This is a genomic window from Syntrophomonas sp. UBA5494 (assembly GCF_002426325.1).
In genome coordinates this window covers 22,022-26,271 of record NZ_DIPG01000002.1, presented here as the reverse complement: position 1 = coordinate 26,271, position 4,250 = coordinate 22,022, and the positions used below count along the sequence as shown (strand labels likewise).

3 protein-coding genes are annotated in these 4,250 nt (G+C 52.9%); 1 reads left to right on the top strand and 2 read right to left on the bottom strand.

Annotated elements, in window-relative coordinates:
• Positions 1–1,592, bottom strand: a 1,592-nt coding sequence (locus B3W37_RS00225; protein WP_483174434.1) for a valine--tRNA ligase, incomplete at its 3' end; no start/stop codon positions are given.
• A gap of 274 nt (positions 1,593–1,866) precedes the next feature.
• On the opposite strand from B3W37_RS00225, the gene B3W37_RS00220 reads away from it, so the two are divergent.
• Positions 1,867–3,138 (top strand): YecA family protein, encoded by a 1,272-nt coding sequence (locus tag B3W37_RS00220; protein ID WP_483170947.1) that lies wholly within the window; start codon positions 1,867–1,869, stop codon positions 3,136–3,138.
• Positions 3,139–3,347: 209 nt separating this feature from the next.
• Here B3W37_RS00220 and B3W37_RS00215 read toward each other — a convergent pair.
• Positions 3,348–4,250 (bottom strand): S-layer homology domain-containing protein (locus tag B3W37_RS00215; protein ID WP_483174433.1); only part of this gene is annotated, 903 nt, incomplete at its 5' end.

Below are 4,250 nucleotides of genomic sequence, written 5' to 3'. Positions count from 1 at the left end.
GACTTGCTCATCTTGCGCCCCAGGCCGTCCAGAACCAGACCGTGAATATTTACGACCGAGAAAGGCGTTTGTCCGGTGTGCTCAATCCCGGAAAAAATCATCCTGGCCACCCAGAAGAAGATGATGTCCCTGCCGCTGACCAGCACGCTGGTCGGATAATAAAAGTCCAGATCAGTAGTTTTTTCGGGCCAGCCCAGGGTGGAAAACGGCCACAAGGCGCTGGAAAACCAGGTGTCCAGAACATCTTCGTCCTGCACCAGGTTGGAGGATTGGCATTTTGGGCAGTCTGCCGGATCAGTCCGGCTGCAGATCACCTCGCCACAGTCCTGGCAGTACCACACCGGGATGCGGTGCCCCCACCACAGCTGACGGCTGATGCACCAGTCACGGATGTTCTCCATCCAATTCGTGTAGATGCGGGTAAAGCGTTCCGGCACAAAGCGGGTCTCACCGGCCAATACCCTTTGAATAGCCGGTTCGGCCAGAGGCTTCATTTTAACAAACCACTGCGTAGAGATGAGCGGCTCGATGATAGTATCACAGCGCTGGCAATGCCCCACCGCATGCTGATGATCTTCGATTTTCAAGAGAAAGCCTCCCCGGGTCAGGTCTTCCACCACCCGCCGGCGGCATTCATTACGGCTCAAGCCCTGGTAGGCCCCGGCATTCTCATTCATGATGCCATGGTCGTCCATGACTGCGATTTGGGCCAGGTCATGGCGCAGCCCCATTTCGAAATCGTTGGGATCGTGGGCCGGAGTAACCTTTACCGCGCCGGTTCCAAATTCGCGGTCAACATAACTGTCCGCCACCACCGGGATCAATCTTCCCATCAACGGCAATACCACCTGACGGCCTATCATATGTTGATAGCGGCTGTCTTCGGGGTGAACCGCCACCCCGCTGTCACCCAGCATGGTCTCCGGTCTGGTAGTAGCCACCACTATATAATCATCGCTGTCCTGAAGGGGATATTTAATGTACCACAGCTTGCCGGCCGTGTCTTCATGCTCGACTTCTATATCTGAAATGGCGGTGTGGCAGCGGGGACACCAGTTGACAATGTAATCCCCTTTATAAATCAGGCCTTTTTCGAAAAGACTTACAAAAACTTCGCGCACCGCCCGGGAGCAGCCTTCATCCATGGTGAAGCGTTCCCTGCTCCAGTCGCAGGAAGCCCCCATCAGCCTCAACTGGCTGGTGATGCGGCTGCCGTACAGGTGCTTCCATTCCCACACTTTTTCCAGGAAGCCTTCACGCCCCAGGTCGTGTTTGGAAATGCCTTGCCGGGCCAGGGACTCTTCAACCCGGGCCTGGGTGGCGATACCGGCATGGTCGGTCCCGGGTACCCAGAGAGCGTTGTAACCCTGCATGCGGCGCCACCGGGTCAGGATGTCCTGAGGGGTGATATCCATGGCATGCCCGAGATGCAGGGCACCGGTGACATTGGGAGGCGGCATTACGATGGAAAACGGCTTTTGGCTATAATCAGGCTCGGGGGTAAAATAGCCCTGTTCTTCCCAATGTGAGTACCATTTCTTTTCCACCGCTTCGGGATTGTACACACTTGGCATATCATGACCGGTCGACATATGATGACCTCCTCCGTTCTCTATCACCATGCTTAAAACGCTGGTTCTTGAACTATATATTGTCAATTTTACTGAATATAGCCCCCGCTGCGCAAGCTATACCGCAAAATCATGGAAAAACGGCATTATTCCAATACATTTTTATACGATTATGTCCTTAACAGACCCAACCTAGACTTTTGGCTCACAGTATGATGAAATCCGGCCATTGGTGACTTACAAACGCCGTTGTGATAAGCTAAACTGAGCAAAATCCTTAGGGGGGACATCATCCTTGGCGAAACACAAAATCGGCCGCAACGCCCCCTGCCCTTGCGGCAGCGGTAAAAAGTACAAGCATTGCTGTGGCCCGGTGGCGGAAATCACTACTGTCTCGATAGATCCCTTTATCCGCTACAGCGGCATCATGACAGCTTTAAAACTCAAATTGGATCAAGCCAACCAGCACGATATCCGCAGGCATCGCCGCAGCCTGCAGAGCCGCTTTGTTCGTTTTGCCGCAGACCAGTATCTGCCCCGCGAACATGAGACCTTGTTCTCCGACTGGCTGTGGTTTGATGTGGCGGGCGACTCCGGAGGCAGCATCGGAGAGGCTTATTTGCTGGAAAACGGAGCATACCTTGATACAGCCTCCCGCAATTGTTTGGAGGCCTTGAATCGATCAAGATTGGGAATTTATGAAGCCATCGGTTCATCTCATATGCACCTTTTAGTAAGGGACCTGGCCACCGGTCTGGAGCGGGAGGTTCTGCTTAAAGAAGCCCTGGAGTTCGATAACAGCGAGACTATACTGCTTCTGGGCAGGCTGGCGGAACTGCCGGAGGACAACATCTTTTCGGGAATGGTCTTAATGGTCCGGGATCAATCCCTGGAAAAATCCTTCTTAACCGAACATATCCAATATTTGTTGAATCTGACCCCGGACGAGGATGCTGAAGAAATATTCAAAGATAACGGTGAGATAATTTACGGTATATTCAATCATGCTCAAAATAAAACCATGCTCAAGCTCAATGACATCAGGCTGCTCTATCACCACAGCACCCAGGAGGAAGCCCTGCAGCGCATCTTGTCCGGTTCTGCGGGCTATAAGATGATCCATCGCAGCCAGGGCTGGCTGTGGCTGGCGGCAGGAGACGGTTCCGGCCCTTATGCGCGCCTGGCGGTTGGTCCGGAAATCATTTTAAGCTGTGCAGATTTGCTGGATGAGGTTAACAGCCAGCAAAAAAGCCTAAGCGAACTCTGGCCCGACCAACCCCTGCAACTCTTCAGCAGTGTGCTCTATCCCGATCCGCCCCCTGCAGAGCTGATACCTTTGTGGTTTATGGTGGTGAAGGATAAGGAGACCGAACGCTGGCTGGACCTGCCTCATCCCGAGGAGGACCTTACCCCCAGACAGATCCTGGCTCAAGAAGAAGGGAAAGAGTCCCTTGACGCCTTGCTGGCCCGATTTGAAAAGACGCGGGAAAGTGAGGAGGAAAAAGAGCTGGCGGCTTATATGAGGGAACGCCTGCATACCGATATTCAAACCTCGAAACAGAACTGATACCAGAGGCCGGGTCTCTCCTGCACCGCCTGGCGCAGTTCTTCCACCCCGGGGGCAGATTGAGGTCCTTTTTAACTCCAGAATTATTATCTGGAGTTAATTAACACCATTGCAAGTGGTCTGTACCCCACCCGCCGGGTAAACAAGGGTCAAGCTCTTAAGCTTTGCAGCTTAAGAGCTTGACCTGAAGCTTGTCAAATATGTTTTTACTATGCAGCCAGTTGCAGAGCTTTGACAATCACGGTAGCTGCCTCCGCCCGGCTGGCATTATTTTGCGGCCGGAAGGTATTATCCGGATAGCCGTTGATTATCTGGTTCTGGCTGGCTGTTGCCACAGCATTGCCGGCCCAGGCGGAAATCTTGTTGCCATCGGCAAAGGCTTTGCCTTCCTTAACCTCGGCCAGTTTAGCCGCCTTAACCACCATTACCGCCATCTGTTCCCGGGTAATGGAATCATCCGGACCAAAGCTGGTATCGCTATAGCCGTTTACTATCCCGTAGGCCGCTGCGGTAGCTATGGCATCTTGTGCCCAGTGCCCGGCAGTGTCGTTAAAGACTTTACCCTGCTTCTGTTCCAGCTGCAAGGCCTTGACCAGAATACTGGCAAACTCTGCCCGGCTGATTCCCTGATCGGGCTTAAAGGTGCCATCCGGATATCCCCCGATAGCTCCCAGGGATATTAATTCGGCAATAGCCGGCTGAGCCCAGTGCTCTTGAATATCACTCAGGTTTACCAGCTCACCGGGGCTAAGCGGCAGGCTGGCCTGCGCCTTTTCAACAGCTATGATCGCGAACTTGGTAAAGTGCTTGATCTCGCCGCTCACTGTAGCTGCTGCCAAGTCGACCTTGATATTATCCAAGGCGATCCATCGGTTTTCCTCTTCGTTCAGATAACAGATGATAAGGTCGTACTTGCTGGTATCTACCTTGGACTTATCGAAGGTAAGGGTAATGGTAACCGCTTTGTCGAAGCTCCCGTCCTGGTCTTTGGTAATTTCTATTACATCACTGGCCAGTATGCTCTTGGCGGCCATAGGCAGATCGGAAACATCGGTGATTTTCTGTACTGCCACTTTGATGCTCTGATTAAAGGACGCCGCAGGAATTACAAT